Source organism: Desulfovibrio sp. An276 (assembly GCF_002159665.1).
Classification (GTDB): Bacteria; Desulfobacterota; Desulfovibrionia; order Desulfovibrionales; family Desulfovibrionaceae; genus Desulfovibrio; species Desulfovibrio faecigallinarum.
Map to the genome: position 1 here is coordinate 53,412 of NZ_NFJC01000005.1, position 25,628 is coordinate 79,039.

The 25,628-nt window shown below is 57.7% G+C and carries 24 protein-coding genes and 2 pseudogenes; 7 read left to right on the forward strand and 19 right to left on the reverse strand.

From position 1 onward, the window contains the following. From lspA to B5F76_RS04145, 7 genes are all read right to left on the reverse strand, one after another. The gene (gene lspA, locus B5F76_RS04115; protein ID WP_087351546.1) at positions 1–501 is read right to left on the reverse strand and encodes a signal peptidase II; all 501 of its coding nucleotides are present in this window, start codon (positions 499–501) and stop codon (positions 1–3) included. A gap of 6 nt (positions 502–507) precedes the next feature. Then, positions 508–3,330, reverse strand: a complete 2,823-nt coding sequence (ileS, locus tag B5F76_RS04120) for an isoleucine--tRNA ligase (protein WP_087351549.1) — start codon at positions 3,328–3,330, stop codon at positions 508–510. A gap of 205 nt (positions 3,331–3,535) precedes the next feature. Further along, a complete protein-coding gene (locus B5F76_RS04125) occupies positions 3,536–3,784 on the reverse strand; it encodes a HypC/HybG/HupF family hydrogenase formation chaperone (protein ID WP_087351552.1) in 249 nt (82 codons plus the stop codon). 152 nt (positions 3,785–3,936) lie between these two features. Beyond that, on the reverse strand, positions 3,937–4,131 hold the full coding sequence (locus B5F76_RS04130; RefSeq protein WP_087351555.1) for a hypothetical protein: 195 nt from the start codon (positions 4,129–4,131) through the stop codon (positions 3,937–3,939). Between the two features lie 18 nt (positions 4,132–4,149). Beyond that, positions 4,150–5,325, reverse strand: a complete 1,176-nt coding sequence (hmcC, locus tag B5F76_RS04135) for a sulfate respiration complex protein HmcC (protein WP_204218321.1) — start codon at positions 5,323–5,325, stop codon at positions 4,150–4,152. A gap of 37 nt (positions 5,326–5,362) precedes the next feature. After that, a complete protein-coding gene (locus tag B5F76_RS04140) occupies positions 5,363–6,448 on the reverse strand; it encodes a 4Fe-4S dicluster domain-containing protein (protein ID WP_087351561.1) in 1,086 nt (361 codons plus the stop codon). Between the two features lie 9 nt (positions 6,449–6,457). Beyond that, positions 6,458–7,426, reverse strand: coding sequence for a cytochrome c3 family protein (locus tag B5F76_RS04145; protein ID WP_087351564.1), 969 nt, complete (start codon positions 7,424–7,426; stop codon positions 6,458–6,460). Positions 7,427–7,956: 530 nt separating this feature from the next. Between B5F76_RS04145 and B5F76_RS04150 the strand changes: the two genes are divergently transcribed. After that, complete coding sequence (locus tag B5F76_RS04150; RefSeq protein ID WP_087351567.1) at positions 7,957–8,718, forward strand: sulfite exporter TauE/SafE family protein; 762 nt, start codon at positions 7,957–7,959, stop codon at positions 8,716–8,718. Between the two features lie 24 nt (positions 8,719–8,742). Here B5F76_RS04150 and B5F76_RS04155 read toward each other — a convergent pair whose 3' ends face one another. The 6 genes and pseudogenes from B5F76_RS04155 to B5F76_RS04180 all read right to left on the reverse strand — a co-directional run bounded on the left by B5F76_RS04155 (position 8,743) and on the right by B5F76_RS04180 (position 13,784). After that, positions 8,743–9,372, reverse strand: a complete 630-nt coding sequence (locus B5F76_RS04155; RefSeq protein WP_087351570.1) for a carbonic anhydrase — start codon at positions 9,370–9,372, stop codon at positions 8,743–8,745. 34 nt (positions 9,373–9,406) lie between these two features. Further along, on the reverse strand, positions 9,407–10,336 hold the full coding sequence (gene miaA, locus B5F76_RS04160; protein ID WP_087351573.1) for a tRNA (adenosine(37)-N6)-dimethylallyltransferase MiaA: 930 nt from the start codon (positions 10,334–10,336) through the stop codon (positions 9,407–9,409). After that, positions 10,333–10,914 carry a pantetheine-phosphate adenylyltransferase gene (gene coaD / locus B5F76_RS04165; protein ID WP_239406959.1) on the reverse strand — a complete coding sequence of 194 codons (582 nt, stop codon included), beginning with the start codon at positions 10,912–10,914 and terminating at the stop codon, positions 10,333–10,335. Before coaD (B5F76_RS04165) ends, miaA begins: the two co-directional genes overlap by 4 nt. Positions 10,915–11,082: 168 nt before the next feature. Further along, positions 11,083–11,541 (reverse strand): annotated as a pseudogene (gene coaD, locus B5F76_RS04170) (pantetheine-phosphate adenylyltransferase); the annotation flags it as partial. Between the two features lie 57 nt (positions 11,542–11,598). Then, on the reverse strand, positions 11,599–12,174 hold the full coding sequence (gene rsmD, locus B5F76_RS04175) for a 16S rRNA (guanine(966)-N(2))-methyltransferase RsmD (protein WP_087351576.1): 576 nt from the start codon (positions 12,172–12,174) through the stop codon (positions 11,599–11,601). Continuing rightward, complete coding sequence (locus B5F76_RS04180) at positions 12,174–13,784, reverse strand: MBL fold metallo-hydrolase RNA specificity domain-containing protein (protein WP_087351580.1); 1,611 nt, start codon at positions 13,782–13,784, stop codon at positions 12,174–12,176. Before B5F76_RS04180 ends, rsmD begins: the two co-directional genes overlap by 1 nt. A gap of 468 nt (positions 13,785–14,252) precedes the next feature. On the opposite strand from B5F76_RS04180, the gene B5F76_RS04190 reads away from it, so the two are divergent. Next, entirely contained in the window at positions 14,253–14,918 is a 666-nt protein-coding gene (locus tag B5F76_RS04190; protein WP_087351586.1) for an LOG family protein, read from the forward strand. Between the two features lie 8 nt (positions 14,919–14,926). Beyond that, positions 14,927–15,436, forward strand: a complete 510-nt coding sequence (gene tadA / locus B5F76_RS04195) for a tRNA adenosine(34) deaminase TadA (protein WP_087351589.1) — start codon at positions 14,927–14,929, stop codon at positions 15,434–15,436. A 13-nt stretch (positions 15,437–15,449) separates the two neighbouring features. Here the strand turns inward: tadA and B5F76_RS04200 are convergent, their stop codons facing one another. The 4 genes and pseudogenes from B5F76_RS04200 to B5F76_RS04215 form a co-directional block, all read right to left on the reverse strand. Next, positions 15,450–16,808, reverse strand: a complete 1,359-nt coding sequence (locus tag B5F76_RS04200; protein ID WP_087351592.1) for a glycerate kinase type-2 family protein — start codon at positions 16,806–16,808, stop codon at positions 15,450–15,452. Positions 16,809–16,864: 56 nt separating this feature from the next. Next, positions 16,865–17,455: an imidazoleglycerol-phosphate dehydratase gene (locus tag B5F76_RS04205; RefSeq protein WP_087351595.1), complete on the reverse strand. Its 591-nt coding sequence runs from the start codon at positions 17,453–17,455 to the stop codon at positions 16,865–16,867. Positions 17,456–17,619: 164 nt separating this feature from the next. Beyond that, positions 17,620–18,381 (reverse strand): annotated as a pseudogene (tatC, locus tag B5F76_RS15550) (twin-arginine translocase subunit TatC); the annotation flags it as partial. Positions 18,382–18,758: 377 nt separating this feature from the next. Beyond that, positions 18,759–19,301 (reverse strand): twin-arginine translocase TatA/TatE family subunit, encoded by a 543-nt coding sequence (locus B5F76_RS04215; RefSeq protein WP_087351596.1) that lies wholly within the window; start codon positions 19,299–19,301, stop codon positions 18,759–18,761. A 426-nt stretch (positions 19,302–19,727) separates the two neighbouring features. On the opposite strand from B5F76_RS04215, the gene B5F76_RS04220 reads away from it, so the two are divergent. The 3 genes from B5F76_RS04220 (at position 19,728) to B5F76_RS04230 (ending at position 21,944) form a co-directional block, all read left to right on the forward strand. After that, positions 19,728–20,351 (forward strand): DUF4116 domain-containing protein, encoded by a 624-nt coding sequence (locus B5F76_RS04220; protein ID WP_162608676.1) that lies wholly within the window; start codon positions 19,728–19,730, stop codon positions 20,349–20,351. A 369-nt stretch (positions 20,352–20,720) separates the two neighbouring features. Further along, positions 20,721–21,476: a carboxymuconolactone decarboxylase family protein gene (locus tag B5F76_RS04225; protein WP_087351602.1), complete on the forward strand. Its 756-nt coding sequence runs from the start codon at positions 20,721–20,723 to the stop codon at positions 21,474–21,476. Positions 21,477–21,641: 165 nt separating this feature from the next. Continuing rightward, positions 21,642–21,944, forward strand: a complete 303-nt coding sequence (locus B5F76_RS04230) for a hypothetical protein (RefSeq protein ID WP_087351605.1) — start codon at positions 21,642–21,644, stop codon at positions 21,942–21,944. A 116-nt stretch (positions 21,945–22,060) separates the two neighbouring features. Here B5F76_RS04230 and B5F76_RS04235 read toward each other — a convergent pair whose 3' ends face one another. After that, positions 22,061–22,630: a manganese efflux pump MntP gene (locus B5F76_RS04235; RefSeq protein ID WP_087351608.1), complete on the reverse strand. Its 570-nt coding sequence runs from the start codon at positions 22,628–22,630 to the stop codon at positions 22,061–22,063. A gap of 912 nt (positions 22,631–23,542) precedes the next feature. Here B5F76_RS04235 and B5F76_RS04240 point away from each other — a divergent pair. Then, positions 23,543–24,088, forward strand: a complete 546-nt coding sequence (locus tag B5F76_RS04240) for a hypothetical protein (protein WP_087351611.1) — start codon at positions 23,543–23,545, stop codon at positions 24,086–24,088. Positions 24,089–24,176: 88 nt separating this feature from the next. Here B5F76_RS04240 and B5F76_RS04245 read toward each other — a convergent pair whose 3' ends face one another. Next, the gene (locus B5F76_RS04245) at positions 24,177–25,559 is read right to left on the reverse strand and encodes an aminopeptidase (protein ID WP_087351615.1); all 1,383 of its coding nucleotides are present in this window, start codon (positions 25,557–25,559) and stop codon (positions 24,177–24,179) included. Positions 25,560–25,628 lie beyond the last annotated feature (69 nt).

A 25,628-nucleotide genomic window follows, 5' to 3' on the forward strand; every position in this document is an offset into this window, starting at 1 on the left:
TTACTTTGCGGGCTGATCGAGGCCGCGCTTGTCGTGGCCCAGGATGATGGCAAGCCCGGCCAGGCCGGCCCCAACGCAGATGGCAATGTCTGCCACGTTGAAGGCCGGCCAGTGGGCGTTTTGCCAGTAGAAGTCCAGAAAATCCGTGACAGCCCGCTCGCGCAGCCTGTCTATGAGGTTGCCCAAAGCTCCGCCCATGACAAGGCCAAAGCCGAGCCACAGAAGTGGCGCCTCGCCGCTCTTGCGTATGAGCTGGACAATGATGAGGCAGGCCACGATGGTCGCGGCAAGGAAGAACCACAGCTGCCAGTCTATGTCCGAGCGGTTCAGAAAGCCGAAGGCCGCGCCGCGGTTGCGGATGTTGACCAGATTGAAGAGCCCGTCGAGGACGGGAATACTTCCGCCCAGGGGGATTGTCTGGTTCACAAGCCACTTGCTCGCCTGATCGAAAACAACGACCAGGGGCACGGAAAAGAGCAGGAAGCGCCAGCGTCTGCCCATGGCTGCCTACTCCTGGGCTGCCAGTTCGTCCATGACGCCTGCGCAGCGGGGGCAGAGGTCCGAGTGGGCAGGAATGGTGCCGATTTCCGTGGAGTACATCCAGCAGCGCGGGCACTTGGTCCCCTCTGCCCTGGTCACGGCAATGGCAAGGCCCGCAACCTGTTCGTCGCGAACAGCTTCAGCGCCTGCCTTGTCCAGAGCCTCGATGTCGAGTCTGGAAACAAGGCAGTATTCGCGCATGTCTGCGCCAATCCTCTCAAGGCAGCCCTTGATTTGCTCGTCCACATAGAGGGTCACGTTGGTGTCCAGGGAGTGGCCGATCTTGCCGTCGCGGCGCAAAGGTTCGATGGCACGGGTCACAGCACCACGCACATCCTGCAGCACCTTCCAGTCGTTGCGCACATCCTCTGGCAATATCCAGGAGGAGCAATCCACGCTGCGCAGGGCAAAGACGGTCTTTTCGTCGCCCTTGAAGGCCGCCGGGAAGTAGGTGTAGATCTCCTCGGCCGTGAAGGAAAGCACAGGGGCGAGTTCGCGCACAAGCAGTTCCAGAATGTGGAAGAGTGCGGTCACAGCAGACTTGTACTCTTTCGAGGTCTTTGCAGAGCAGTAGATGCGGTCCTTCAGAACGTCGATGCACAGGACAGAGAGGTCTGTGACGCAGTATTCGTGCAGGATGTGGTAGACCCTGTGGAAGTCGTAGGCAAGGTAGGCCTGCTGCACGCTCTGGTAGATCTGGGCTGCCGTGCTGACGCTTGCCCGATCAAGAGGCAGAAGCTCTTCGATGGGCAGAATGTCCTTTTGCTCCAGCTTGTCCACGCAGCCAAGAATGTAGCGGCAGGTGTTGCGGATGCGGCGGTAGGCGTCCACAAGGCGGGCAATGATGTCGTCGGACAGACGCACGTCGTCCCTGTACTCCACACTGGAGGCCCACAGGCGAACCACGTCTGCGCCGTATTTGGCAATAATTTCCTGCGGGGCAATGACGTTGCCCACGGATTTGGACATCTTGAAGCCCTTGCCGTCCACCACATAGCCGTGGGTCAGGACATTGCGGTAGGGCGCGCAGCCCTGGGAGCCCAGGGAGACCAGAAGGGAGCTGTGGAACCAGCCGCGGTGCTGATCCGAGCCTTCCAGATAGAGGTCGGCGGGGAAGGAGAGCTCGTCGCGCTGCTTGAGCACTGCGGACCATGTCGTGCCGGAGTCGAACCAGACATCAAGGATGTCGGTTTCCTTCTTCCAGTGATTGCCTCCGCAATGGGGGCAGGTGAGGCCTTCGGGCACGATGTCTGCAAGGTCCGCCTCGAACCAGTAGTCGCAGCCTGTGGGATGCTTTGCAAAGCGTTCCGAGAGGTCCTTCATCCAGGAAGCGTCGTTCCAGGCTTCGCCGCAGTCCTCGCACAGAAGAGCCAGAATGGGCACGCCCCACTGGCGCTGGCGGGAAATGCACCAGTCCGGACGGGTAGCGATCATGTTGTAGATACGCTCGCGGCCCCAGGAGGGAATCCAGTTCACGTCGTTGTTGATGGCGGAAAGGGCCTTCTCGCGCAGGTTGTTGGCTTCCATGCTGATGAACCACTGTGTGGTCGCGCGGAAGATGAGGGGATTTTTGCAGCGCCAGCAGTGCGGATAGCTGTGCTCGATCTTGCCTGAGCCCATGAGGGCGTTCACTTCCTTCAGCTTCTCGATGACCGGCACGTTGGCCTCGAAGACGTTCATGCCTGCAAAGTAGGGAACGGAAGGCAGGAAGCGGGCAGCGTCGTCCAGGGGAGAGTAGATCTCAAGGCCGTATTTGAGACCCACCTCGTAGTCCTCGGGGCCATGTCCGGGTGCTGTGTGCACGCAGCCTGTACCGGCATCCAGGGTAACGTGGCCTCCAAGGACAACAAGGGAGACGCGATCGTAGATGGGATGGGTGGCCTTTAAGCCCTCGAAGGCCTTGCCCTCTGCCTCGCCGAGAACTGTATAGTTCTCCCAGCCGAATTCCTTCGCGCACTTTTCCAGAAGTTCCCTTGCGACCACATACTGGCAGCCGTCCGCTTCCACAAGGACGTAGAAATATTCCGGATTGAGGCACACGCCCATGTTGTCCGGAATAGTCCAGGGGGTGGTAGTCCAGATGATAACGTAGGCGCGGGAAGGATCCGCCTTGTCGAAAATGCCTTTAAGCTTTTCGTCGTTTAAGGCAAAGCGCACATAGATGGAGTGCGAGGAAACGTCCTTGTACTCCACTTCTGCTTCTGCCAGGGCAGTGTGGCAATGGCCGCACCAGTAGATGGGCTTTTTGGCACGGATGACGCTGCCGTTTTCAACGAAACGTGCAAGCTCCATGCTCGTGGCGGATTCGAACTCCGGACGCATGCTCAAATAGGGATTGTCCCAGTCCCCGAAAACGCCCAGTCTGCGGAATTCCTTGCGCTGCACATCGATCCACTTGCTGGCGTATTCGCGGCAGATTTTGCGCACAACGTGTGCCGGCAGGGTCTTCTTCTTGCCCTTGAGTTCTTCCTCGACCTTGTGTTCGATTGGAAGGCCGTGGCAGTCCCAGCCGGGAACATAGACAGCGTGGTAGCCCTGCATGTTGCGGGACTTTATGATGATGTCCTTCAAAATCTTGTTCAGGGCATGGCCCATGTGGATGTGGCCGTTTGCGTAGGGCGGGCCGTCGTGCAAAACGTACTCGCCATTGGGGCAGGGGGCATCGAGCATGGCTCTGTTCGCGTCTATCTTGTCCCAGTGCTCCATCATCTTGGGTTCCATCTGGACCAGATTGGCACGCATGGGAAACTTCGTGGCAGGAAGATTCAGGGTTTTCTTGTAGTCACTCATTTGTCGCACTCGTGGTTCGGCACTCTGATTGAGAGAATTGGCAGTCTCGGGCGATACGGGGTATCCCGATTTTGGTGCATTGAGATGTGGGTTCTTCCCCTGTGCGCTTTTAAAAAAAGCGTGAATGTGAAGGGAAGACAGGGAAAGGCAAAAATTTACGGTGCAATTGGGGGTAAAGTCAAATGCCCGAACGCCCAAAATCGGGCTAGAGCTGGCCGTCCCTTTCCAGGGCAGTGGCAAATTCCCTCAAGGCAGCAAGACTTTCTTCCGCTTCCTTGGGGTCAAGCTTCTTCATGGCAAAGCCCGCGTGCACTATGAGATAGTCCCCCACCTTTGATGGCTCAGGCAGGAGCATCTCCGAGGCTGTGAGCAGGGTTGGGCCATTGCCCACACGCACCTTCAGCATGCTGTTTTCAAGTTTTTCCACAACCTTTGCGGGTATGGCAAGACACATGTTCCACTCCGTAGCCCGTGTTCATGGCACGGGAATTTGTCTCTGCCCTCAAGACAAAGCAGAGCAAAAAGGAAAAAACCTTTTTGCTCTGCATCCATGAGGTGTTGTGCCACCCATCCCCCCTCAAGGGGGATGGGGGATATGCACTATTTCTAGGCCTTCTTATCCTTCTTGCAGCAGCACAACTTAGATTTGACCCAATCAACTATCTTCAGGACGTCCTTGTCCTTGGTGGGATAGATGATGGTGTTCCAGATGAGAGCGAAGGTGGGCAGGATAAGAATAATGGATATGTATGCCCAGTTCTTGGAATAGATGAAGTACTGGTAAAAGGTATCAAATTCCATGGTTGTCTCCTGCCGGCTCTAGTGGTCTTCCTTGAAATCGGGATGCTCGTACAGGATAGGCATATGGTAGCAGATGAACCTGTAGGCCGTGACAATCATGGTCACGACGAACACGGACACCATGATTTCGGAAAGACTGGGGAAGTAGCGCTCGGCTGCGGGCAGCTGGTAGTTGTAGGCAATCATGCTGATCGTCCAGCGGTTCAGCACGATACCGCAAACAGCCATTGCGGAAGCAGCGCGGCACAGAGGCACGTTCAGATCACGCGAACCCTTTGCATAGAGAATGGCAGGGGTCAGCACGAAGCCGAACATTTCAACCAGCCACCAGGCGCCGTAGGACGAGAAGAGGTAGGGGGCATTGCCATGAACCAGCATGTCCACAAAGCGCATGATGAAGTAGGAGCACAGGATGAAGGCTGCGGCCTTGGAGAAGCTCAGGGTTACGCCGTCTGCCTGGCTCAAGTGCTTCTTGTCCATGTAGGCATGCATGCCAGCGTGGGAGAGCATGCCTTCGAAAACCACCATGGATGCGCCGGCAATCATGGAGGACACGAAGAAGAACATGGGCAGGAAGGGGCTGTACCACAGAGGATGCAGCTTTCCGGGAGCGATGAGGTAGAGGGAACCGAGCGAGGACTGGTGCAGGGTGGAAAGGCAGACGCCCATGATGGTGAGCAGGATGCCGATCTTTTCAATCCAGTGCCTGTAGGTGAGCAGGAAGGGGAACTTCTTGCTCAGCCATTCTGCCGGGGCCACCGAGAACTCAAGGAAAAGAACGGTCAGATACGTTGCAACGCACAGGCCGACTTCGAAGAGCACGGAGGTGGTGCCGGGGAAGAAGAACATGTAGGGCAGACGCAGCGGATGGCCGAGGTCATACAGAAGGGCCACAACCACGAAGAGGTAGCCGAGGAAGGCGGTGAGCACTGCCGGGCGAGCCGCGGAGTGGAAGTGTTTCATGCCCATGACGTAGCAGGCAACCGTGGTAAAGTAGCCGCCTGCGGCCAGGCACACGCCGCACAGAAGGTCAAAGCCGATCCAGATGCCCCAAGGCTGGTTGTCGTCAAGGTTGGAGACGGAACCAATGCCCTGCGTGAAGCGCACGATGGTCACGACCAGACCGATTGCGAGCAGAATCCAGGTGATGATGTTGCCCGGGGTCGGCCTGAGCATCGGCCCCATGTTGAACATCTTGTCCTTGGTCGGGATGACGATTTTGGTTTCCATTCTACTTGTCCTCCCCACGTGCGGCAGCCTGCTCGTCCAGGGCCTTGTTCATGGCTTCGCGAGCCTTTTCGGCCGCTTCCTTGCCCTGTTCCCTTTCGATGAGCTCGACTGCGCAGTCGACCGTCTTCTGGCGCTCTTCCGCAACAGCCTGCTGCCTGTTGGCCTTCTCGATGGCCTCGCGGCGCTTGGTCATGCCGTAGGCGCCACCAAAGATGACAGGCCAGAAGGAAATAATCATGGGCACTGTACCCAGGGCACCGTAGGTGAGCTCGCCCATGGGCTGGGTGCCAAGATGGGTGTCAAGGCCGACCTTGGACATGAGGGGAGCTGCGGCGGAAGCGTTGCCAGTGGGAATCTGTTCTGCTCCCTTGGGTTTGGGTACGATGACCATCCAGGCTGTGCCGCCGGCATCGTGTTCGCCGTAGATGTAGTCCACGTACTTGTCGGGATCCTTCTCGATGCGCTTGCGGGCAATCTTGATGAGATCCTTGCGGCGGCCGAAGGTGAGGGCGCCCATGGGGCAGGCCTCGACGCAGCCGGGAAGCTTGCCTTCCTTCAGGCGATCCTCGCAGAAGGTGCACTTCTTGATCAGCGGATCAAAGGCTTCCTCGTACTCGAAGGTGGGAATATAGAACGGACAGGCGACCATGCAGTAGCGGCAGCCGACGCACTGGGAACCCTCGTAGTGGACGGAGCCGTCGGGGTTCTTCACATAGCATTTGGTGAAGCAGGCGCTGGCGCAGGCCGGATCGTTGCAGTGGAAGCACTGTATCTTGCGGAAGACAAAGTCGTTGTTGCCGAGATCGTAGCGGTTCACGACTGTCCAGGCAGTGGGGGTGGTGCGGCGTTTGGTGAAGGTCACGCTGTGATCTTCGAAGGGCACTGCAGGAGCGGGCAGATTGTTGACCGCGTTGCAGCCCTTTTCGCACTGACGGCAGCCTATGCAGCGGGACACGTCATGCAGGACACCGTAGCCATTGTCGTAATAGGGGAAGGTGTGGGTGCTGGCCTTGGCCACCTTGGCGGTACCGAGGGCCGAGACAACGCCGGCAGTTCCCATAAAGGTAAGAAACTTTCTGCGATTCATTGAACCCTCCTACTCGGCCGGCACAGCCTTGTGGCAGGCAACACAGTCTGTTGCCACGGGCCTTGCCACGTTCATGCCGTTGTGGCAGCCGATGCAGTTCAAGTGGTATGCGGCCTTCAGAGTAGGACGATCGGGGTTGGCCGGATCGATGGTCTTTGAATGGCAGCTGCCGCACTTCGGAGGCTGCATGGAGAGCGGGCTGTAATGATGGCAGGTAGCGCAGATAACTTCGGGCTGATAGTGGAAGGCGTCTGCAAGCTTGTCGTCCTTGATGCCTTCGACGAGGCTGGCGACATGGCGGCGGTGGGCGAACAGATGGGGCTTGTACTCGTCGGCCAGGGCGTCAATGGTGACCTTGGTGGGAGCAAAGTAGCCTACCTTCTCGTTGGCCTTCTTGTCGGTCACGACCTTGGTGGCGATTTCCAGATTCTCTTCCTCGCTCATGGCGCCGGAGGTACCCTTTGCGAGCTGTTCGGGTGTCACTTCAGCGTAGTGGCACACTGCGCACCACTTGTCGTCCTTCTTGGGCGTCACGATGCTGTGGCATCCGGCGCACTCGGCCTTGCTCTTGTAGTACTGCTCGTGGCAGCTGACACAGCTGACGGGCGTCTTGCCGTTGGCCCTGGGAGCGATGTTCGTGGCATGCATGGCGCGTTCAAGCGTGATGCCCTTGCCCTCGGGGCTGCCGGTGAGCGTGTGGCAGTCCGAACAGGACTGCGGATCGCCGGTGTGGTGACAGGTTGTGCAGTCTTCGACTGCCTTTTCGTGGACGAGATGGTTGAACACGGCAGGTTTCATGCTGCCGACGATAGCCTTTCCATCTCCTGTGACGGGAAACATGACCAGAGCTGAGGGTGCGCCGCTGTCTGTTTCCTCGAGTTCAGCTGCAATCGCAGCGCCCGTACACCAGGCGAACAGACAGAAGGTACACGCTGCAGCCTTGAGAGTCTGCGTAAGCAGTGCCTTACCATTCCTCATAAGAACATCCTTTGTATGCTAAACATCCCATACGACGGACCGCACACCGGTCCACCACCCTCACAGGGCGGTCGCATACTCCTCTTCTCACAGTAGACAAGAAGTGCCTAGAGGTCAAGGCAGGCCGGAAAGACAGCTCCATTCCTTTTACCATCCAAGTACCCTGTATCTCACTGTTTACAGGGGAATTTGCTCCCTTGTGCAAAAAAACGCAAATTCTGGCCAAGGCCGGGGAAGCGTGCACACGGGAAGGCAAAACTACTGCAAAAATACGCTTCGCACAAGGCTCGCCAAAAAACGGGCTCATTCATTTCCCTGAAAGTGTATTGTCTTGCTTTGTTATTTAACTGCACTTTTGCCAGCATATCAGGCGCAAAGCAGCCAAAGTACGAAAACGGCAGACAAAACTCCTTGGCTGCCAGGCCATGTGCATCCCTGGCTCCAGGGCCGCCTGCCCTGCACCTTAAAGGAAGAAAGTGCTTGTCAGGGAGCCCAAAAGAGGTCACAAGCTTTTGCCTGGAGGAGATCCTATGTTTACCGCAACTCTGGGAACAGTTCTTTTTTGCTCGCTTGCGGCCCTTGTAGCCGGCTTCATAGACAGCATAGCCGGCGGCGGAGGGCTCATCACCCTGCCCGCCCTGCTTCTGGCGGGCCTTCCCCCGCATCTGGCCCTTGGCACCAACAAGATGCAGTCGTCCATGGGAACGGCAGTAGCGCTCATAAGCTTTGCCAACAGCCATCTTGTGCTCTGGCGCGTTGCCCTGATGGGCCTGCCCTTTTCCCTCATTGGCTCCGGCATTGGCTCGAACCTCGCCCTCTATCTCGACGAGAAGCTTTTGGGCACCATCCTCATAGTGCTCCTACCCATAGCCATGGTCTGTACAATCGTGCCCAAGAAGGAGCGAAAGGATGCAAACGTGAGCCGGGGCTCCCACATCCTGGTTCCCCTGGTCTGCCTTGCCATAGGCACCTACGACGGCTTTTTCGGACCCGGCACAGGGAGCTTTCTCATCCTGGCCTTCCACTGGATTGTGGGTCTTGGGCTTGTGCAGGCGTCCGCCTCCGTGAAGGTGCTGAACCTCGCCTCCAACGTGGGGGCACTTTGCATCTTCTTGTGGAGCGGACAGATAGTCTGGGCCATAGCCCTTCCCATGGTGGTGGCAAGCATTGTGGGCAACTGGCTTGGCAGCAGGACAGCTGTGCGCCTGGGTGCAAGGGCTGTGCGCATCTTCCTTACCGTGAGCCTTGGCCTTCTCATGGTGACCCTGATTGTCCGCACCCTGAACGGCTGACATTGTGTCCGTATCTGTCCCGGGCTAGGGAATGGGCCTGTACACCTCATTGGCAAGGTCATATTCGAAAAGCTCGCCCTCGCGCAGGGAATAGAGCCAGGCGTGTATGGTAAGCCTCCCTTCCCCGAGCCCCCTGGCAACCCAGGGGTAGGCTTCGAGGTTTTTCAGGGAATAGACGGGCGCCAGGCGCTCGCACTCCCTTGCAAGCTCTTCTTCCTTGGCATTGGGATGAAGCTCTCTTGCCCTGGCAAGCACGGGTTCCGCAACCCGTATCCAGTCTTCCAGGGGGGTATCGGCAACACCCTTCACAAGGCCCGAGATGCCGCCACAGGCAGTGTGCCCAAGGACAATGAGGTCGCGCACCTTGAGAGAATCCACAGCGTAACAGGTGGCAGCGCGGATGCAGGCGCCAACTGGAGAGTCCAGAGGCGGGACCAGGGCTGCTATGGCCCTGTGCACGAAAAGATCGCCAGGATGGCAGGAAAAGAGCAGGGCAGGGTCCGTGCGCGAATCGCAGCAGGAGAGCATCATGGCGCCTGGGCTCTGCCTTTGGAAAAGTTCGCGCATCTTATCGGGGTACCTTTCGCAATAGTCCCTGTGATAGCTCGGGAAAGCGTTTGCAAGCCTTGTGCAGGGCCGTACATCCCTGTTCATTCCGCTGTTCTCCTTTTCTTCATGTTACCGTCTTCTATTGTGCGCAAAAATCACCCCAGGCGCGCAGGGCTGCCTCAAGGTCATCAGCCCCAAGCCAGATGGCTTCATTCCTTCCGCGAAACCAGGTGATCTGTCTCTTGGCATAGGCCCTGGTGTTCTTGAGCCACAAATCCCTTGCCTCGGAAAGATCAAGGCTTCCGGAAAGATGGGCGTAAAGCTCCCTGCAGCCTATGCCGCTCCAGCCTGGAGCCTTCGCATCCTGGCACAAAGCGTAGGCCTTCCTTGCCTCGTCAAGGGCGCCCATGGCAAGCATTTTGTCCATGCGCGCCAAAAGCCTTGGCTCAAGCTCCGAAAGTCTTGTGTTTACAACCAGGAGGGGGCCTTCGCAGGAAGGTTCCTTATGGGCGTTTTGCTGCCACCAGGTGAGGGGGTGGCCCGTGCCCATGGCAACCTCAAGACCGCGCACTATGCGCTGCTTGTCGTTGGGGTGCAGGCGGGCAAAAAGAACGGGATCCCTTTCTTCGAGCATGGCGTGCAGGGCAGGGGCGCCCTTTTTCTCCACCATGGCTTCGAGTTCCATGTGAATGCTCTGGTCTACTGCCGGAATGTCCGCAATCCCGTGCAAGAGCCGCTCGAAATACATGCCTGTTCCGCCCACAAGCAGCGGAATGCGCCCCTTTTCCAGAATCTCGTCCACCTTGCGCAGGGCCATGTCCATCCAGGTCTGCACATCAATGGCCCTGTCTGTTGCAAGAAAGCCGTAGAGGTGGTGGGGAGCCTGCGCCTTTTCCGTGGCATCCGGCTGGGCAGTGATGATGGGAAAATCCTCGTACACCTGGCGCGAGTCCGCGTTGACGATTTCGCAGCCAAGAGTATTGGCAAGACGTATGGCAAGGGCAGTCTTGCCTGCACCCGTGGGGCCGGCAAGGCAGAGGACGCGTCTTTTTTCGTATCCTTCGTTCATCCCTGCTCCCCTGTCTTTTTGTCCACCAAAACATCGTCTGGAGTGTTCTTGGCATAGCCCTTCAGGGGGGCTCCGAGACAGGGCGTGCTGTGGTGCAAGCGACCCTTCTGGTAGAGAGCCACCATGGTGTCGTGCACAAGGTCCGGCACAAGGCCCTCAATGGATCCGCCGTGGCTGACTGCAGCCTTGATGATGCTGGAACTTACGTAGAGCCAGCGGTAGTCCGTCATGAAGAAGACTGTCTGTATGTTGCGGCGAAGGCGCCGGTTCATGAGGGCCAGCTGGAACTCGTACTCGAAATCCCCTGTGGCGCGCAGGCCGCGCAATATGGCACAGGCCCCGTACTCCCTGGCAAATTCCACCGTGAGGTTGTTGTAGGGCCTAACCTCAATACGGGAGCTCTTGTCCCTCACTGCTTCCTTGACAAAGCGCACGCGCTCCTCAAGGGAGAAGAGGGGGTGTTTTCCCGCATTTTCCGCCACTGCCACTATGACCTTGTCGAAGACCTTGAGCGCCCTGCGCAGGATACTCAAATGGCCGTTGGTTATGGGATCAAAGGTGCCGGGATAGATGGCTATGCGGGAGGAGAGGCCTGTTTGCTGCTCATAGTCCTCGCCCGTTGCCCTGCAAAAGTCCGTTTCTTCGCAAAATTCGGGCGCAATGGGGCCATCTGCCGCAAAGCCCCGGGCCTCGGGCGCAAGACAGGGTGTGCCTGCAAGGCCACGCCCGCTTTTGAACACCTTGATTAGGCGTTCTTCCACATTGTCCGGCACAAGGCCGTGTATGTTGGCCCCGTGGCTTGCTGCTCCCTTCACAATAGTCGAGCTTATGAAAAGCCAGCGGTAGTCTGTGATGAGGAAGACCGTCTCCACAGAGCGATTGAGGCGGCGGTTCATGAGCGCCAGCTGGAATTCGGCCTCGAAGTCGGACACGGCCCGCATGCCGCGCAATATGGCGTCGCAGCCGCGCTCTGCAGCGTAGTTCACGGTCAGGCCCGTGAAGGGGACCACTTCCACGTTGGGCACGTCCTTCAATGCCTCGCGCATGAGTGCCACCCTTTCTTCCTGACTGAAGAGCGGCGGCTTCGGCGTCCTGTCCGCCACTGCGACAATGACCCGATCGAAGATCAGGCAGCCACGCCGAATAAGACTGATATGGCCGTTGGTGACGGGATCAAAGGTGCCGGGATAGAGGGCAGTGCGCATGGGCGACTCCGAGACTTTTTTTGGACAAGGAAAAGGCCCCTTGGGGCCTTTGGGTGATTAGTCGTTGCCCGGCATGCGGGCTATGAGTGTGGTGGTCTGGCCGAATTCCCGCTGGGTAACCACTGAGAGGGGATCTGGGAGGTTCAGGGTCAAGCCTTCCTCCACTTCCACACTCACAAAGGCGCCAGGGGCAAGCCAGCCGCACTGGACAAGGGCGTCCAGGCAGTTTTGGGTGAAGTTCTTTCTGTAGGGCGGGTCCAGAAAGACCAGATCAAAGGGACCGGCCACACTGCGGTCAGCGCCCTTGACCCTGCGCAGCAGCATGGGTGCGCTTTCCTGCACGAGGAAGGCCCTGCCCTCAAGGCCGAGGTTTTTGATATTGGTGCGAATGCAGCGGCAGGCCCTGTTGTCCAGCTCCACAAGGTGGGCAGTGGCTGCCCCGCGGCTGATGGCCTCGAAGGCCAGAGAGCCAGAGCCCGCAAAGAGATCGAGAACACGAAGTCCCTGCCAGTGCAGGCGGTGGCTCAAAATCGAGAAGAGGGATTCGCGGACCTTGCCCATGGCTGGCCTGTAGCCTTCGCCCTCCACTGTGGCAAGGCGCCGCGAACCCAATGTACCGGATATAATGCGCATCAGAGTTTCGAGAGCAGTCTGGTCATGGCGTAGTCCATCTTGGCCATGGCCTCCTGCAGGGTTGTCTGTTCTTCCCAGGGCCTGTTGTCAATGTCCTCAAGCCTGGACTTGAACATGGCCCACTTGCGTTCCAGCTCGGAAGTAAGGAAATCCCAGTTGACCTTGGGGTAGCCCTTGCTGATGTTGAGCTGGATGTCTTCCACGTTGCGGCCCTGCAGGGTGAGCTCTTCAAGGTGTCCGGGGATGAGGGGCTCAAGCCCGAAGCGTTCCTTGATAAGGCCTGCAAGGATGTTTTGCGCCTTGAGTTCCCCGTGGACCAGCACAACCTGCGGCTTGCCGCTTGCCAGGGGAGAGAGCCAGTCCAGAAGCTGGGACTGGCCCGCGTGGGCGGAAAAGCTGTTGATGAAATAGAGTTTGGCCTTGACTTCCATGTCTTCGCCAAAGAGGGTGAGCTTCTTTGCGCCGTCGACCAGGGAGCGGCCCGGGGTGCCCACTGCCTGGTAGCCCACGAAGACAATGCTGGCACCCGGGCGCCAGATATTGTGTTTCAGGTGGTGCTTTATGCGGCCTGCGTTGCACATGCCGGAGGCAGAGATGATGATGGCTGGCTTGTCGTAGGCATTGATGGCCTCGCTTTCCTCGCGGGAGAGCGTGTAGTGCAGATTGGGCAGCTCGAAGGGATCCTCGCCGCGGCTCAAGAGTGCCTGTGCGTCCTCGTCCAGAAGCTCCCTGTGGTGGCGGAAGACCTCGGTTGCGCGGATTGCCAGGGGCGAGTCCACAAAGATGGCCATATCCGAGGGGAGCTTGCCCTGCCTGTTCAGCTCGTGCAGGCAGTAGAGCATCTCCTGGGTGCGCTCCACGGCAAAGGCCGGGATGATGACCTTTTCTCCGCGGGAGTAGCTGTATTCAATGGCCTTGGTCAGTTCCTCCAGGGAGTTTTCGGCGCTCTTGTGGTTGCGATCGCCGTAGGTGGATTCCATGAAGACGTAGTCCGCCTGGGGCGGGGTCTCGGGATCGCGCACGATGAGGGCCTGGGGTCTTCCTATGTCGCCGGAGAAGATGATGGAGGTTGTCTTGTCGTCCTCGTCCACCTCAAGGCGCAGGGAGGAAGAGCCAAGGATGTGGCCTGCCTCGTAGAATTTGACCCTGATTCCAGGTGCTGGGCGCAGTTCCTCGCCAAGGCTCACGGTCTGCACAAGCTGGGCTGTCTTTTGCGCGTCCTCTGTGGTGTAGAGGGCCTGCGGGGGATTTTTGAGGCCCCTGCGGGTATATTTCTTGAGTTCGAAAAGCGCCTCCATCTCCTGGATGTGGGCACTGTCTTCGAGCATGAGGGAAATAAGCTCGCCCGTGGCAGGGGTGCAGTAGATGTCCCCCTTGAAGCCTTCCTTGACCAGCATGGGCAAAAGGCCCGAGTGGTCGATGTGGGCGTGGGTCAAAAGTACGAAGTCGATGTTGGCAGGGTCATAGACGGATGCATCCCTGTTGCGGGCCTCGATGGCCTTGTTGCCCTGATGCATGCCGCAGTCTACGCAAAAGCGGCGACCGCAGGCCTCGATGACAAAGCACGAGCCGGTGACGGTCTGTGCGGCACCAAGAAATTGTACGCGCATATGGTCTCCTTCAAGGAGCTGCAGGGGCAGTCCTTGCTGGATGGCGGGTTGGTGGGGGGCGCCCCCGGGACATTTTGGCGCAAGCCTTCGGCAAAGACTATCAAGGAAGGGCGAAAAAGCAAGATGCAGCCTGTGCATGCATTGGTCTAAAATTTGGGAAGCCAAAGCCTGCACATGAGCTGGAAATGACTCGTGGGCCCTTTTTTGTTTGCAAAAAAAACAGGACAACAAGGGCCTGCATGCGTACGGCAGATTGTCTGAAATGCTGGTACAAGGGAGGATATACAAGGCGTTCGAAAAAAGTACCTTTTGTTCCTCGCAGTATGCGTGTGCCTTTTGCCAGAGAAAAAGAGGGAAAAAAGACGGCTTGCTTGACGCAGGTCAGGCAAAGAGGCAAAAGGGAATACAGGAGGATCGGGGCTCGCTCAAGCACTTTTTTGCCGTCAACTTTTAGTCGTGGAGGAACCCATGCCGGAAGTTTCCCAGAACATCATTGACGATCTGACCAATGTGACAACCGAATCCTGGCGCACTTTGCGCATCATGGCGGAAACCGTCACAGCCCTCGACACCCTGAACAGTGTTTCGGCAAACTGCATCTCCATCTTCGGCTCTGCCCGCGTCACCCCGGACCGCAAGGAGTACAGGGACACTGTGGAAGTGGCAAGGCGCCTGGCTGAAGAGGGCTTTGGCATTATCACTGGCGGCGGCCCAGGTATCATGGAGGCAGGCAACAAGGGTGCAGTGGAAGGCAATGGCCCTTCCATTGGACTGAGCATCGAGCTTCCCAAGGAGCAGCACAGCAACGAGTATGTGCGCATATCCTGCAAGTTCCGCTATTTCTTCGTGCGCAAGCTCATGTTTGTAAAGTACGCAAAGGCCTATGTGGTCATGCCTGGCGGCATGGGCACAGTGGACGAGCTCTCCGAAGCCTTTGTCCTTGCGCAGACAAAGCGCATAAAGCCCTTCCCCATCATCCTCTACAACCAGCAGTTCTGGGGAGGCCTTGTGGATTGGCTCAAGACCACCATGGTGGATGGCAAGTTCATTGACCGCGAGGAGATAGACAGGCTCCTCATCTACTGCAACACCCCGGACGAGGTGGTGAGCACACTGTGTCGCTACACCTTCTAGAAAAAGGCATGGCGTCGGCTTTCAGGGCCATGCCCGTGGCTGGCCCTGTGCCGCGTGCCCCAATGGGCTTTTCCTGGGAGGCGCTCATGGAACGTGCCCTTTGCCTTGCCCGCGAGGCAGGAGAAGAGGGCGAAGTCCCCGTGGGCGCCCTTGTTGTGACTGGAAACGGCGAAATCGTGGGCGAGGGCGCAAACTGCCCCTGCAAAAGCCAGGATCCCACGGCACACGCGGAAATCATGGCCCTGCGCGCTGCAGGAAAACGCCTTGGCAACTATCGCCTCATGGACTGCACCATGGTGGTCACGTTAGAGCCCTGCGCCATGTGCGCCCAGGCCATTGTGCACGCAAGGCTGGACGGCCTTGTCTACGGGGCCCTGGACAGTCTTGCCGGTGCTGTGGGCTCTGCCACGGATCTTTTGGACATGCCCTTTCAAAACCACCGCGTCTGGCACATGGGCGGTGTTCTGGGCGAAGAATGCGCTTCTCTTTTGCGGGACTTTTTCAAGGATCGCCGCTGATTTCTCCGGGACCCTAGCCCCTCTTGGGGTAGACCAGGATGATGGCAGCGTCCATGACGTTTGTGCGCGTAGGACCGCTCTTGTAGAGGTTGCCGGTCTTTTCAAGGCAGTGGTAGCTGTCGTTTTCCCGCAAAAAGGCTGCCCCATCCACACCCATTTGAGGCCAGGTGCCTGCCTCGCCAGCCATGGCAAAACCGCCTGCGGCGTCCGTGGGCCCATCTGTTCCGTCCGTGCCGGCAAAAAGAGCGTAGATACCCTCGTCGCTTGCGAGCTCAAGGCCTGCCGCAAGCGCCATTTCCTGATTGCGGCCGCCAAGACCCCTGCCCCTGATGGTGACTGTGGTCTCGCCGCCTGCCAGAAGACAGACTGGCCTTGCATCGGGAGCAAGTGTTTTTTGAATCTCGCGGGCCTTGCAGACAAGCAGGCTTGCAGCGTCCCTGGCCTCGCCTGTGAGAGTGTCCGTAAGTATCTGGTGCGCAAAGCCAAGCTCGCAAGCCCTTTTGCCTGCTGCCTCAAGGGCCTGCCTCAAGGTGGCCACAAGAACGTTGTGCATGTCGGAAAAGAGCTTGTCGCCTGCCTTGGGAGTCTCGTGTATGCTCCCCTGAAGGCCCATGTCGAGGTGCCGCGCTATTGCCCTTGGAAGGTCTTGGGCAAGGCCGTATTTTTCAACGATGATCTTGCAGTCGGCAAAGGTGCTGGAATCCGGAACAGTGGGCCCTGAGGCTATGACATCGAGGTTGTCGCCCACAACGTCCGAGACAATGAGCCCTATGCCCCTGGCGGGAAAGACAGCCCTTGCAAGCTCTCCGCCTGAAAGGCGCGAGAGGTGTTTGCGCAGGGTGTTTATCTCGTGGATGGTCGCCCCGCAGGCAAGCAGGGCGCTTGTGAGCCTTTGCAGATCGGCAAGGCTAATGTCCGGTTGAAGAGCCGGTGTGAGAGCGGAGGCGCCCCCCGTGAAGAGGAGAAAGGCGAGGTCTCCCTTTGCAAGTGTCGCAGCCCTTTCCACTAGGCTTGTTGCGGCACGTTGCCCTGCCTCGTCCGGGACCGGGTGGGCGGCCTCCACAATGTCTATGCGTTGTATGTCTTCCTTCGGAAGGCCGTGTCCGTATTTTACGATAACAAGGCCCTCGTCAATATGGTCGCCGAGGAGATTTTCCAGAGCCTGGGCCATGGGGGCTGCGCCCTTGCCGGCTCCGAGAACCACGATGCGGCGATAGGAGGAAAGATCAAGGACCATGTCGGGCTCGCTTCCCCTCATCAGGGCAAGCCTTTTGCCGTCCCGGACAAGATGGCGCAGGACTGCGCCGTCCGGGGCCACTGCCGCAAGGGCAGCCCTGTTGATGTCGAGAAGAGTCTTTCTCAATACGTCCATCTTCCTCTCCTGGCAAATGCGAAAAAAGAGGGGCCTCAGGGGCCCCTCAAAAAAAGCTAGTCGAGATTGCCCTTGGTACTGCGTATGGCTGTGCCGCTTTTTGCAACCGCCTGACTCAAGGCAAGCCCCAGGCCCTTGGCAGCGCTTTCAAGCAGGTGGTGGCCGTTTTTGCCGTAGAGGAAGGACACATGCAGGTTCATGCGCACAGTGTTCGCAAGTGTCTTGTACCATTCCCGCCACACGTCCCTTTCCTCGCCTGCCATGACAGGGGGCAGGATATCGTCCCCGAGCCAGACGGTGTAGGGGCGTCCGGAAATGTCCACCGTGACCTCTGCCAGGGCCTCGTCCATGGGCACCCTGCCATAGCCCACCCGGGCTATGCCGGCCCTGTCCCCCAGGGCCTTTTGCATGGCCTCGCCAATGACCAGGGCGCAGTCTTCCACAGTGTGGTGTGCGTCTACCTCAAGGTCGCCCTTGCAGCGCAGGGTGAGATCCATGCCTGCCCAGAAGAAGGTGAGGGTGAGCATGTGATCGAGCATGCCGAAGCCTGTGGCAACGTCGATGCGGCCCTCGCCGTCAAGGCAGAGACTGACCTCTATCTTCGTCTCCTTGCTGCAGCGCTCGGCTGTGGCGCATCTTTTTTCCATCAGGCATCCCCCTCACTGGCTTTGGCAAGGCTCTTGTCGGACGGCTTTGTGTCAGACTTGTCCTTTTCCTGGGCTGTATTTGCGGCAATAGTTGCTGCTGCCTGGGCCTTGCCCTTGTCGCGGGCAGTTTCGTTCACATCGTCCTCGTCGTAGTCGTCGGCATCCTCGTCTTCGTATTCGTCTTCCTCGTAGTCGTCCTCATCCTCTTCCTCGGGCTTGGGTGCTTCCTTCTTGCCGAAGAGAGCCGCCACAAGGATGCTTATCTCATAGAGGATAAGCATGGGGACAGCCATGAGGAGCTGAGAGACAACGTCCGGGGGAGTGAGAATGGCTGCCACAATGAAGATGATGAGAACAGCGTAGCGTCTTGCCCTGCGCATCTTGGCTGCGGTGACAATGCCCATGCGCGAGAGGAAGAAGGCGAAGATGGGCATCTCGAAGATGAAGCCGAAGGCCAGGATGAGCTTCAGCACAAAGTCGAGATAGTCGCTTATCTTTGGCATTGCCTGTATTTCGGCAGTGACAAAGCTCATGAAGAACTGGAAGGCGTAGTGGAAGACAATGTAGTAGCAGAAAACACCGCCCAGGATGAAGAATATGGCCGAAATAAAGGCCACGGGCATGATAAAGTGCTTTTCCTCTTCGTAGAGGCCAGGCGAGATAAAGGCCCAGATCTGGTAGAAGATGGCAGGGCTCGCCACAAAAAGGCCCAGGATGAAGGCTATGTACATGCGGGTGAAGAACGCTTCGGGAAGCGTTGTGTACATGGCCGTACTGCCTTCCGGAAGAACGTCCAGAAGGGGTCTTGTGAGGAAGTTGAAGACCGGTTCCACAAAGTACCAGCACACAAGGAAGGCCACAAAGGCGGCCACAAGGGAGTAGAGGATGCGCTGGCGCAGCTCGCGCAGATGGTCCATGAGGGACATGCGTCCGCCTTCGCCTTCCTCTTCTGCGCCCTCTTCATCGTCCTCTTCTGGCAGGGCCGGAACATCATCGTCCTTCATGTCCGTGGTCTTCGGGGGCAGGGAGCCACCGTCGCCACCGGCAGAAGCCGGGGCCGGAACCGGGCTTTGAGCCTTGTCGTCAGCCTCTTTGGCCATGGCTGCAAAGTCCTCCCAGGACACGTCTTCAGGGGAATCACCAGACGATGCCCTGGCAGCGTCCTTTTTCTCGGATACTTTGGGATCGTTCCCTTCGGGAGCGCTTGCGGTATCGTCTGCGGGAGAAGGTGTGGGGGATGCGTCCCTGAAAGTTTCCTCTCCCTCGGCTGTACGCGCAACAATCTTTTCCTGTTCCTGCGTGCTCATGCCTGACCTCCAGTCTGGGCCTTGCCCACAGTGGAGGGCACATCGTCTGCCGCCTCCTGGGCAGTCTTTTTGAGCATGGCCTCAAGGGGGCTTCCCGCAGGAGGCTGCACCATGTTTTCATCCGCCGCCGCGTGGAGGCTTGCCTGCTCCACGCTCTTTTGCTCTGCCGGCTTCTCGGCCTGGACAGTTGCCTTGGCGCCAGTCTGAGTCCGGGCCTGAGCCGCACCTTCAGCCTGGCTTTCCTGGGCAGTACTTGCGTTTTGCGTCTGTGCTGCCTGGGCTTCCTTTTCGGCCTTGAGCTTCCTTGCCCGTGCGGCCTTGGCCTTTGCCACCTTCTTGCGTATGGCCTCGCGGTTTTCCTCGCGCTCCTCGTCAGCCACTTCGGCGTTCAGGGTGCGCTGGAAATCGGTGGAGATTCGCCTGAATTCTCCCATGTACTTGCCAACTGTTCTGGAAGCCTTGGCGAGGTTCCGTGGTCCAAGCACAAGCAGGGCGACCAGGATGATGACGAGAAATTCGGTGCTGCCTATTCCAAACATCCAAAACGCTCCGAAAAAGGAATTAGAGATCCCGTATGCAGTCCGGCGTTCAGGCCGGGACAATTTCCAGTAGCGGTTTTGGGCTTAGCCACGAAGGGGTGGGATCACAAGCTGCTGTGCCCCAGGCCTGCCGAAAACCGAACAGTTAGACTAAACGATCCTTCCGAGAGGCGCAAGCGTGTGCAAAAGGCCGGCCGGAAAATGCGCAATACTGGCCGCTCCCGGCTTTGGAGTAGCTGGTGGAGGCATTCATGAAGGGCAAGGAAGGATTTGTCACAGGTAGTCCCCTTCTTGTCAGGATAGCTTCTGTCGGGCATACTCAAAGGGAAAAGAACGGGTGCGCAGGAGGGAGAGTCCTGCGCAAAATGTCCCGGTTTTCGGGACCGGCGGATGGCGACATCAAGGGCAGCATACAGGAGGTCTGCCATGGACATCAGAGAATGGTTTCTCATCGGACTGGAAAACAACTGGCTTTCCCTGCAGAGTATCCCCCAGGACATGCGCACCGAGGATATGTACGGGTCTGCGCTTGAGCGGGGACTCATATCCCTGGCCGACGTGCCCTTTGCCTACCGTACCAGAAAGCTGTGCATGGCAGGGGTCGAGCATCAGGGCTGGGAGCTTTCCGACGTGCCCCTTGGCATGCGCGACAGGGAGATGTGCCTCATGGCCGTGAAGGCCGACGGCATGGCTCTTGCCTGGGTGCCGGAAACATTGTGCGATCATGAAATCTGCCTTGAGGCAGTGAAAAACAACGGCCTTGCCCTGCGCGAGGTGCCCTTGCGCTGCAAGAACGACGAGATTTGCGCAACAGCCCTCAAGGGCAACGGCGAGGCCCTTGAGTGGCTTTTGGAAGACAGGAGAACGCCGGAATTTTGCCGCATGGCAGTAGAAAGCAATGGCATGGCCCTGGCCTTTGTGCCCGAGGCCCTCAAGACAGAGGAGCTGTGCACCATCGCAGTGCAAAGGGACAGCAGCGCCCTGCGCTTTGTTCCCTGGGAGCTGCGCGAAAAGATGCGCGCCCTTGTGCGAGGGGAAAATTCCCGTTAGACCCTGCAAAAAAGCACCTTCCCAAACAGGGGGAGAGCCCTTCTTTATATAATCGGCCCCGCAGGCCCCTTGTCGCTTTTATTTGCGCAAAGGGTCTTGCGGGGCTGAAAGTTTCAGGCAAGAAAATGGCTCGAATGTGGTCTGGTCTCGCAAGGCAATCTTCTGTAGAAACAGGCTTTGGGTGTTCATGTGGCAGACCTGCCAGTGCCTTGTCCGAAGGTCGATACTCTTGCTTTCCCCAAAAGACTTTCAGGTCCGGTTTTTTGGGCACTGGCATTTCCTGAGTAACAGGAGGCAGTCTGCTCTGGACACCCTTTTTCCATCTTTTCGCACAAGGCCTGGGGAAAGAAGCTGCAGGAGGTTTGTCCAATGAGAAGTGATGCTGCAAAGGAAAACAGGCAAAGGTTTGCCAAAACCTTCCTTGACGATCTGAGGGCCACGGACCCGGAATTTTGTGCCATGCACGACAATCTGGTCTATGGCGAAATCATGGACCACGGAAGTCTTACGGACGAGCAGCGCGTTCTTGTCCTCCTGTGCTCCTGGACTGCCAGCCAGACCCTGGAGGGCATGGAGGACCTTGTCCTTTCAGCCCTTCGTCAGAACATTGCCCCCCTTGTCATGCGCGAGGCCATCTACCAGTGCGCCCCGTACGCCGGCTTTTTGAAGACAGCCCAGGCCCTGCGCCACTTCAACCGCGCCCTTGAGGCCAGTGGCGTGACCCTCCCCCTCGAGAGCGCAGGCACTGTGACAGAAGAGAGCCGCTTTGCGGATGGCCTTGCAGCCCAGAAAGGCATCTTCGGCCAGGGCATAGATGTCATGCACGCAAACGCTGCACCAGATCAGAGGGATATTGTGGTGAACTACCTTTCTGCCTGGTGCTTTGGCGACACCTATACCCGCAAGTCCCTGGATCTCAAACTGCGCGAGCTTTTGACCTTTTCCTGCATTGCAAGCCTTGGCGGCTGCGATCCCCAGGTAAAGGCCCACGCTCAGGGCAATGCCAATATGGGCAACTCGAAGGAAAACCTCATCGACGCCCTGGCCCAGATGCTGCCCTACATAGGCTTTCCCCGCACCCTGAACGCCCTTGCCTGCGTGAACGAGGTCTACAAGGCCAGGTAGAGCGCCGCAAAGCGGGCTGCAAAGCAGACTTCCGCCAGAGAACAGTTCCCGATCTTGTGCTTTTTGGCTCCTTCGTGCTAGCCTTCATGCCGATGCATGGGCTTTTTCCATGTTGGTTCATTACGTGGGAAGGCCTCAACCATCTAGCAACAGGGGATTTTTTCTTTGAACGAAAATATAGACGAACTCACTGTTCAGTTCGAGGACGACAACGGAACCGTTGTCATAAAGGAGCTGGACAAGGTTGTCCTCTCGCGCGGCGCCTGGACAACCATACTCTTCCGTTATCAGGAGTGGCGCCAGGATCGCGGCGACTATGGCCCGGACAAGTACACCCTGCGCCGCTACAAGAAATCAGGCGGCGTCTACCGCGCCCAGTCCAAGTTCACCATTTCGAGCCCGGACCAGGCAAGAAAGATCATAGACGCCTTGAGCGGCTGGTTGGCCGAGGCCGAGGAAAAGGCCTGAAGCCCTTTGCAAAAGGCGCAAAAACAAAAAAAGACGTCTCCGAAATGCCGGAGGCGCCTTTTTGTTTTGGGCAAACTGGCCCGAAAACTGTGAAAGACTGGAAAAAAGCGTGACGGCTAGAAGACGCCGTGATCGTGCAGGATGAGTATGCCTATGGCAAAGAGGGCGAAGGAGCCTGCAACGCCGCTCCATTTGCGCAAGGCTTCTATACGGCCGATGCAGGAGCCGGCCAGCATGCCGGCAAGGCTTATGGCTGCGCAAACAAGGCCTATAATAATGGCAGGAAAGAGTATGGGTTTGGCAAGCAGGGCAAAGGAAAAGCCCACTGCCAAGGCGTCAATGCTGGTGGCTATGGCCAAAACGACTATGGTCCAGCCCCTTGTGGGATCCACGGGCTTTGCGTCCTCGTCCTCTCCGCTCAAGGTTTCGTGGAGAAGCTTTGCGCCCACAATGACAAGCAGGGCACAGGCAACCCAGTGGTCCCATTGTTCTATGAACTGATGCACGCTCTTTCCCAGAAACCAGCCGATGATGGGCATGAGGGCCTGGAAGATGCCGAAGGCCGCTGGCATGCGGACAAGCTGGCTTGCGTTCGGGCGCTTCAGCGTGACCCCTGTGGTTACAGAGACTGCCAAAGCGTCCATGGAAAGAGCCACGGCAATGGCCAGAATTTCTATGAAATACATATATTGTCCTCGCTTGCGGGCAATGGGCGTAGGGACGAAAAAATGCTGTTACCCCGAATGGGGAGGGGAAGTTTAGCGGGCAAGTTCCGGGCTGGCAAGAAATTTCTGAAATCCGGACAGGGGTTCCTTGAAGTGTGCGGCACGTATGGATGTATATCTGTATATAGTGATTCAGTATATGCAAGAAAATCAAAATCTGAATATTCTGATGAATGCATATTACCGACAACAAAGCTCTTTTGGCAAAAACAGGAATCGCGCAATTGCCCCAAAATCTATCGCGCAACTGTCTAGCATTTATCCAGAGGGCTGGGTGGCAAGGGAAACGTGTCGAAAAAATATGCACCCCGGGCTTTTGCAAGGGGGCAGGGGGATGTGTTCGCACAAGGGTTGGCCTGATTTGAAATCTGGATAGCCTTTTTTTTGTCTCATGCCGAATAGAAAAATATCCCTGCAGACGACATGTATTTTTCAAAAACAATAAAAATTTTTTGTTTGAAACACCTGTTTTTGATGTATATATTTTATGGAAATACAGGTTGAACATTTGGGATAGAAAATCATGTCAGGAGAAATTTCCTGTTTTTGGTAGCAGCTCTTTCAGTGGTGCGGAGAAAATCTCATTTTGGGGACTTTCGGAAACATCCTGCCCGTTTGTGCTTGTCAAAATGGCACACATTGTGCATTTTCCGGGTAGAGGCGCTTGGCCTCAAGCCTTGTGTCATGCGCAGATTTCGGGATGCAGTCACCTGAAGCTGCGGGATCTGCCCCCAGGATCAGATCATATCGGGAAGCGCTCAAGTTTTCTTCAAGCTTTCCGTTAAGAACTACATGATATATCGCCTGTCCCGCCCAATCACCCTTCCGGCGCATTCCTTGCGCCCTTGGCGGGACACTTCGAAGGGGTTTTTTATGGTATACTGCTTTCGTTCAACGGTTTTCATCCTTGTCCTGACACTGGCCCTTGTCTGCGTGGTCAATGCCGAGGAAGGACAGGGTGGAGAAAAGCCTTCGCCCCTCGCTACCATGCGAGACAGCCTTGCGCAGTACGGCGAAGGCGAGAGTTCCCAAACTGTCCGGGACGAAGCGCAGGAGCAGAGCGGCTACAACGGCTGGAACTCGCTCTACAACTGTCTTGATCAGCTGCCTAATGAACAGAGGATCAAGGCCAATGCCATTGTGAGCGATTCCCTGCCCAAACTGCAGGAACTCGACGGGCAAATCCACTGCAAGGTGGATGAGCTGCAGGCTCTGACCTACAGCGACAACGCAGACCCGGAGGCTCTTCCCAAACTCGGCCTTGATCTGCAGAGGCTGCGCAACGAGCTGCGCGCGACTCTTGCCGCTGTGAATCTGCGCCTGCAAAGGGAGGCCGGAGTGCAGCTGCAGCATCCCATGGGCCGTGGCTGCCAGTCCATGCGCGTCTACGGCCAAGAAATGCAGCAGCAACAGCAATAGCTTCGGCGCACATATTCCAGGTGACGAGAAAGAAGGCGCCAGTCTCCAATGGGGAGACTGGCGCCTTCACGTATGTCATTTGTTCGGACTATCCTTCATAGAAGGCCTGGTAGGCCTTGTAGGATGCGTAGACGTCCACCACGCTCGAAAGCTCAAAGGGGCTGTGCATGCTCAAAAGTGCCGGTCCGCAGTCCAGGACGTTCATGCCAAGGGCAGCCAGAAAGAGGGAGACAGTTCCGCCGCCGCCCTGGTCCACCTTTCCGAGCTCGCCCGCCTGCCAGGGAATGTTGCGCCCATTAAGGAGGCCGCGCATCATGCCCACGAATTCGGCATGGGCCTCGCTTGCCCCGTACTTGCCGCCGGAGCCAGTGTACTTTTCGATGCACACGCCATAGCCAAGGCTGTGGCTGTTGGTCTTTTCGTGCACGTCCTGGTAGTCGGGATCAAGGCCTGCTGTCACGTCTGCGGACAGGGCATAGCTTGCAAGAAGAACGTGCCTTAGAGGTGTCGCAGGCTCGTGGGCCTGCACAACGTCCGCAAGGCAGTACTCGAAATAGCGGGAGCTTGCGCCCGTGGAGCCCTCGGAGCCGATCTCTTCCCTGTCGCTCAGAATGAGGACGCAGTTCTCGCTGTCCCTTCCCATATCCGTCAGGGCACGCAGGGCCGTGTACACGCAGATGCGATCGTCCTGGCCGTAGCTGCCCACAAGGGAGGAATCAAGGCCCACGTAGGATGCCCTGCCAGCCGGCACGACCTCGACTTCGGCGCTGACAAAATCCTCCTCGCTCACACCGTACCTTTCAAGCAGAAGGTCGAGGATGGCTGTCTTCACGGGTTCGGAAACCTTCTCCTCGTCCGCATTCAGGGGCATGGAGCCCAGGATGACATTGAGCTTCTCGGCCTCGAAGGCCTCGCGCACGGTCTTGGTGGCCTGCTTCTGGGCAAGGTGGGGGAGAAGATCCTCTATGGTGAACACGGGCTCTCCTTCCTTCTCGCCAAGGCACACGTTCACCACCTCTCCGTTGTCCCTCACGATGACGCCATGCAGGGCAAGGGGACGGGCCAGCCACTGGTATTTGCGCAGGCCACCGTAGTAGTGGGTCTTGGCCTGGGCAAAGCCTGCCTGCTCCATGATGGGGTGGGGCTTGAAGTCGAGGCGCGGGCAGTCCGCATGGGCTATGATGAGGCGCACGCCCTCCTTCAGGGGCCTTGTGCCCTTTTTGAAGGCAAAGAGGCACTTGCCGTTCAGGCTTGTGACATAGGCATTGCCCTTGGGATCGTCCCCAAAGTCCCTTGCACGCAGGAAATCCCTGCAAAAGGCCACGGTCTCGCGCTCTGTCTTGCAGCGGGAGAGAAAATCGATATAGGAGTCGCAAAAGGCGCGCACCTCCTTCCTTGCGGCCTCGTCCTTATAAACGGACCAGGCGTTTTTCGGCGCGTACGCTGCCCTGGATTTGAGTTCGTCTGCCATGGTTTCTCCAATCATACTGTCTTCAGTATTGAGTGTCCGTTTTCCGGAAATTGTCCGGAAAGCGGGTTT